Source organism: Phenylobacterium sp., assembly GCF_046590535.1.
In the GTDB taxonomy this organism is placed as follows: Bacteria; Pseudomonadota; Alphaproteobacteria; order Caulobacterales; family Caulobacteraceae; genus Phenylobacterium.
Map to the genome: position 1 here is coordinate 1 of NZ_JBKJTG010000086.1, position 4,330 is coordinate 4,330.

At 64.0% G+C, this 4,330-nt stretch carries 5 protein-coding genes; 4 read left to right on the plus strand and 1 reads right to left on the minus strand.

The window, feature by feature from the left end:
- From ACLL81_RS05065 to ACLL81_RS05080, 4 genes are all read left to right on the plus strand, one after another.
- Positions 1–531, plus strand: a 531-nt coding sequence (locus ACLL81_RS05065) for a CsgG/HfaB family protein (protein ID WP_411287256.1), incomplete at its 5' end; no start/stop codon positions are given.
- Positions 532–1,226: 695 nt separating this feature from the next.
- Positions 1,227–1,799: an isopentenyl-diphosphate Delta-isomerase gene (gene idi, locus ACLL81_RS05070; RefSeq protein ID WP_411287257.1), complete on the plus strand. Its 573-nt coding sequence runs from the start codon at positions 1,227–1,229 to the stop codon at positions 1,797–1,799.
- A gap of 509 nt (positions 1,800–2,308) precedes the next feature.
- Positions 2,309–2,974 (plus strand): Fic family protein, encoded by a 666-nt coding sequence (locus ACLL81_RS05075; RefSeq protein ID WP_411287258.1) that lies wholly within the window; start codon positions 2,309–2,311, stop codon positions 2,972–2,974.
- 626 nt (positions 2,975–3,600) lie between these two features.
- Positions 3,601–3,735: a hypothetical protein gene (locus ACLL81_RS05080; RefSeq protein ID WP_411287259.1), complete on the plus strand. Its 135-nt coding sequence runs from the start codon at positions 3,601–3,603 to the stop codon at positions 3,733–3,735.
- A gap of 55 nt (positions 3,736–3,790) precedes the next feature.
- Here the strand turns inward: ACLL81_RS05080 and ACLL81_RS05085 are convergent, their stop codons facing one another.
- Positions 3,791–4,042 (minus strand): hypothetical protein, encoded by a 252-nt coding sequence (locus ACLL81_RS05085; RefSeq protein WP_411287260.1) that lies wholly within the window; start codon positions 4,040–4,042, stop codon positions 3,791–3,793.
- Between the last annotated feature and the right edge of the window lie 288 nt (positions 4,043–4,330).

The window sequence follows — 4,330 nt, forward strand, 5'->3', positions numbered from 1 at the left end:
ATGCTGGGCGGTCGGGCGGGAACCCGCAGTCAGCGGGCGGTCATGGAAATATCGCTGCGGCTGGTGAATACCTCCACCGGGCAAGTCGTCTCGACTTCCAGCGCACAAGGCAGCGCCTCGTCGCGCACCTCGGACGCCGGACTGGTCAATACCTGGTCGGGGGCGACCGTCGGCGGCGAAGTGTTTCGGGCTACCCCAATCGGCCAAGCCGGGGAAGACGCCATCATGAGGGCGGTTGATCAGATCGCCGCGGGCATGCGCGAGGTGCCTTGGTCGGCAGTGGTTGTCGATGCGTCGGAAACCGGCGTCTATTTGAACGCGGGGGCAGACCGGAACGTGCAGGCCGGTTTGACTCTCAGCGTTTGGCGGCCCGGTCGCACCCTAACAGATCCAAGAACTGGCGAGGTGCTTGACGTGGAGATGGCTCGCATCGGCCAGGTCCGAGTCGAGAGCGTGCGCGACCGCCTCTCCATCGCTTCCGTGGTCGAGGGCGAACCGCCGATACGGGGGGACGTGCTGAAGGCGGACTGACGTGCCTACCTCCGATACTGACCTCTAGCCTAAAGGCGTCTCGCGAGTTTTCCCATCGGTTTGGGAGACAGTACGCCAGCATCCACCGCGCTCGCGCTTAGTATAGGAGAGATAGAGGATGAAAACGCCGAAAGTTTTCGGCCTGATGATCGCATTAGTGGCGGTCGCGGGCCCAGCTAGTGCCGATATTACGGCCGTTAGAAACAGCTGTGACGCGCCACACACTGTGGAGGTGGTCAGCATGTCGATCAACACCTTTGAATACACTTTTCAACGCCTTCCTAACGGCCCCATCTACGTCTTTGCCGGGATCGTCAACCCTACATCCACCAGCCACACCCGTCGGTTTGTCGTACCATCGGGAAGTTATAGTTTGACCTACAGGCTACCCAACTCCACCCCCGTGGGGGTCTATGGTCAGAACATAGTCATTCGGCCTCATCACCGCGTCGGCGGCGTATGCGTGCCCATCGACCCCCGCACGAGAAGGGCAATGCCAGTCGCCCCGGTACAGTAATGCATCTGGATCCCGGTAGTCGGTGGAACGGCCGCCTCGGGAAGGCTGACTGCTGCTGCCGGTTGGCACCCGGATGCCGCCGGCCTGCAGGTTCTGCTCATCGGACTGGCCGCCCTGAGCCTGCCGCATATGCTGCTTGTCGATGGGCTCTCCCCGTCACTTGTGCGGGGCAAAACCCATGACGGATCCGGGCCGGGACGCTCAAAACGATGCGGCCGAACGCGTCATCTGCGTGGATGAGGCCGACAACCCGATTGGCGAGGCGGGAAAGCTTGATGCCCATGAACGGGGCCTGCTGCACCGCGCCTTCTCCGTCTTTCTTTTCGACGACCAGAACCGGCTTCTGCTGCAGAGGCGGGCGCCTACCAAGTATCATTCGGGTGGGCTGTGGGCCAACAGCTGCTGCGGACATCCTCGGCCCGAAGAGCCCACCCTTGAGGCGGCAGTGCGGCGTACGCGCGAGGAGCTCGGTGTGGCCGCGGAACTTCATGAGAGCTACCGCTTTCGTTACCGGGCAGACCTCGACAACGGCCTCATCGAAAACGAGCTCGTCCACATGATGTTCGGCCGTCTTGCCGGAGCGCCCGCACCTGATCCGGCCGAAGTAACCAGCCTGCGCTGGATGAGCCTCAGTTCTCTGGCAAACGGTGTCGCCAGAACCCCGTTAGTTTATTCGCCGTGGCTTCGCCTCTACGTCGAGAGTGGCCTTAGCGACCTTTCCTACGCGCTCGCGGACTTGGAAACCCGCTGATAGCGTCCGTCTGGACGGCTGCGGTCGCCTGGACTAGGCAGGGTGGGCGATTTCGGCCTCGGCGAAGCTATCCTGTCAGAGCCGTCCGAAGCTATTTTGGACAAGGTCCGCTAACCCCCCGAAGCAGGCCTTCGCCTTACGTCACTGCCGCCTGCAACGTCTTCAATCTCCAGCCTCACCTGATCCGCGGATCGACCCCTTCGCCTGTTCCGGGCCGAGGCCCATCGGACGTGGGCTGCTGCGACCGCCGCGGCCTGATCGCACTGTGGGGCCGGGGGCTGGTGCGGCTTGGACCACTCAACCTGACAGTCCCGTCATGGGAGGCCGCGACCGTCGCCGCCTGATCCAGCGGTTGGGGAGTGGGCTTTCCGACCGGACCGACTCAACTCTTCAGCACCTTTGAGTTGACGGTTCGAGGATGATCACCGCCGGGCGGCTGCGTTGCAAAGGGGCAGGACTGCACTACCATTCGGCGCTGGTGCGATGGCGTGGAAGGGCGCGGTAGTCCGTTGGGTAAATTCAGCAACTGGGAACTGGCGGACGGCGAGCTGGCCCGAAGGATCGAGGCGCTGAACCTGATCGGGCTGAGGAGCTTGATGGTCGCCCTCATCGTCTCGTCCCTAGGGCGCAAGGCCGACGGCGACTCCCTGCCTCCCATGCCCGACGAGGAGGCGCTGTGCGCCCTGCATCGCGCCGCGACGGTGTTCCTGCTGGAGCGGCCGGGCACCTATCGCCAGTCGAATGTGAAGCTGCGGCAGGAGGGGGGAGCCCTGCTCCGGCCGCCGCCCTGGAACTCGGTTCCGGGGCTGATGGGGGCGTTCTTCGTCGAGCTGGAGCGGATCTGGACCGAGGGCGACGCCCTGGATGTCGCGGCCTATGCCCTGTGGCGCATCACCTGGATCCACCCCTTCCGCGACGGCAATGGGCGCACGGCCTTCGCCTTCGCCTATGGCTGCCTATGTCTGAAGCTCGGCGTCCTTCTGCCCCAAACTGGGACCGTGCTGGACCAGATGTTGGCTGACCCGGCGCAGTGCAACGGGCCGCTGGGGGCGGCGGACACATCGGTCCGGGGCCATGCTGACCGGGTGCCGGACCTCACGTCATTGAAGCGCTACTACGACCAGTTGCTGTTGCGACAGATCCGGGCCGCCGAGGGGCTGGCGACGGCACCCTGACGGCGGCCCAGGGGTCACCTGGCGGGCTCGCTTGCCGCCGTCCGTCACCCCCGTAATGGGCGGACCGGGCCATTGGCCGCCCTGCGGACCACAACCCAGGGCGTGGCTATACAGGCGAAGGCGCCGTTGCGTAAGATGACGCTACCGGTCCTGAGCCTGCATCTGGTCAGCACGCGCTGGGCGGCCGGGCCGAGGGAGAGGACTCTCACGCCCCGAACCGGCGGTGCCTTGGCAGGGCGCCAGCAGCCCATCCTGCGGGTCCTGACAATGAACGTGATCGCACCGCCACCGACCAGGCACCTGACGCCCAGGCCCCCGGGTCCATACATACTTCTCCTACCCGGGTGAGCCCACGGAGGGCCCCAATGATTGAATGTGTTGTCCACATCGACTTCATTTTGGAAATCGTACCAGGACTCCAGGAAAGTTGGGTCGGACGGCAGGTAATCGAAGTGGAAGGGGCCAAACTGGTCTTCATCGTCGGAGTTGCAATCCTCCCCGGCGTATTCGTCACACTCCCCGTTGTCTTCGCCCTCGGTGCTTTGGGCCAGGTGGAAGCTCCCGGCGTTCCGGGCTACGGCCTCGAAGGACGGCGAAGTCAGGCTCGCCGCGGCTGAAAAGGCGTCTTGGCGGAACTGATCGGCGCTTCTTTCAGTGGCGCCGGCGGCGGAGGGGCAGACGGCAATGAAGGCAAGGGCGGCGGCCAGGCCGACGAAATCCATGCCTTGACGCGGGGAGACGGCAGGGGCTGGGTCTTCTGACATAGGTATCATCTGTTGGCCTCCTTGGCCGTTCGATCGTTGATGGGACGGCCCGCTATCGGGCACCGCCGACGCCGGCGCGGTCGGCCGGGGACAGGGGCATCAGGCAGATGCCGTTCCTGATCTGGTAGGCCGGGACCACGATGGTCTGGGGATAGGTGACCGTCGGGCCGATATCGGTGACCTTCACGGTATAGGCCGACGACGGCCCGGTGGTCTCGCAAATGGTGGTCGCAGTGAGGGCGGCTGCCGGGCCGGCCAAGCCGACGCCTATCAAGGCCGCCGCAAGCCATCCGGAGTCTCGCATCATGCGCTTTTACCCCCAAAAACTCATTTCAATATTAACCCGGCATCTAAGTCAAAGAACAATGTTGTGGCGGCCTGATACACTAGGGGCCCCCGCGTCGCTTCCGCAGTCTTGGTGGATGTCGAGGCTGTTGAGGTGGCTTGCCATCGACTCAGTTTTTGCATCCGCAGTATGTCCGCTATCCATCTGTGGACGCCCCCTTCAGCGCAAGGGTGAATTCCAGAGTTTCTGACACGTAGTCGGATGCTGCCATCTGTCCGGCCTGTTGTGAGGCGGTGAACCGTCTCT

Coding starts and splice junctions, on each gene's coding strand:
- idi (WP_411287257.1), top strand. CDS start 1,227: ATGACGGATCCGGGCCGGGACGCTCAAAACGATGCGGCCGAACGCGTC.
- ACLL81_RS05085 (WP_411287260.1), bottom strand. CDS start 4,042: ATGCGAGACTCCGGATGGCTTGCGGCGGCCTTGATAGGCGTCGGCTTG.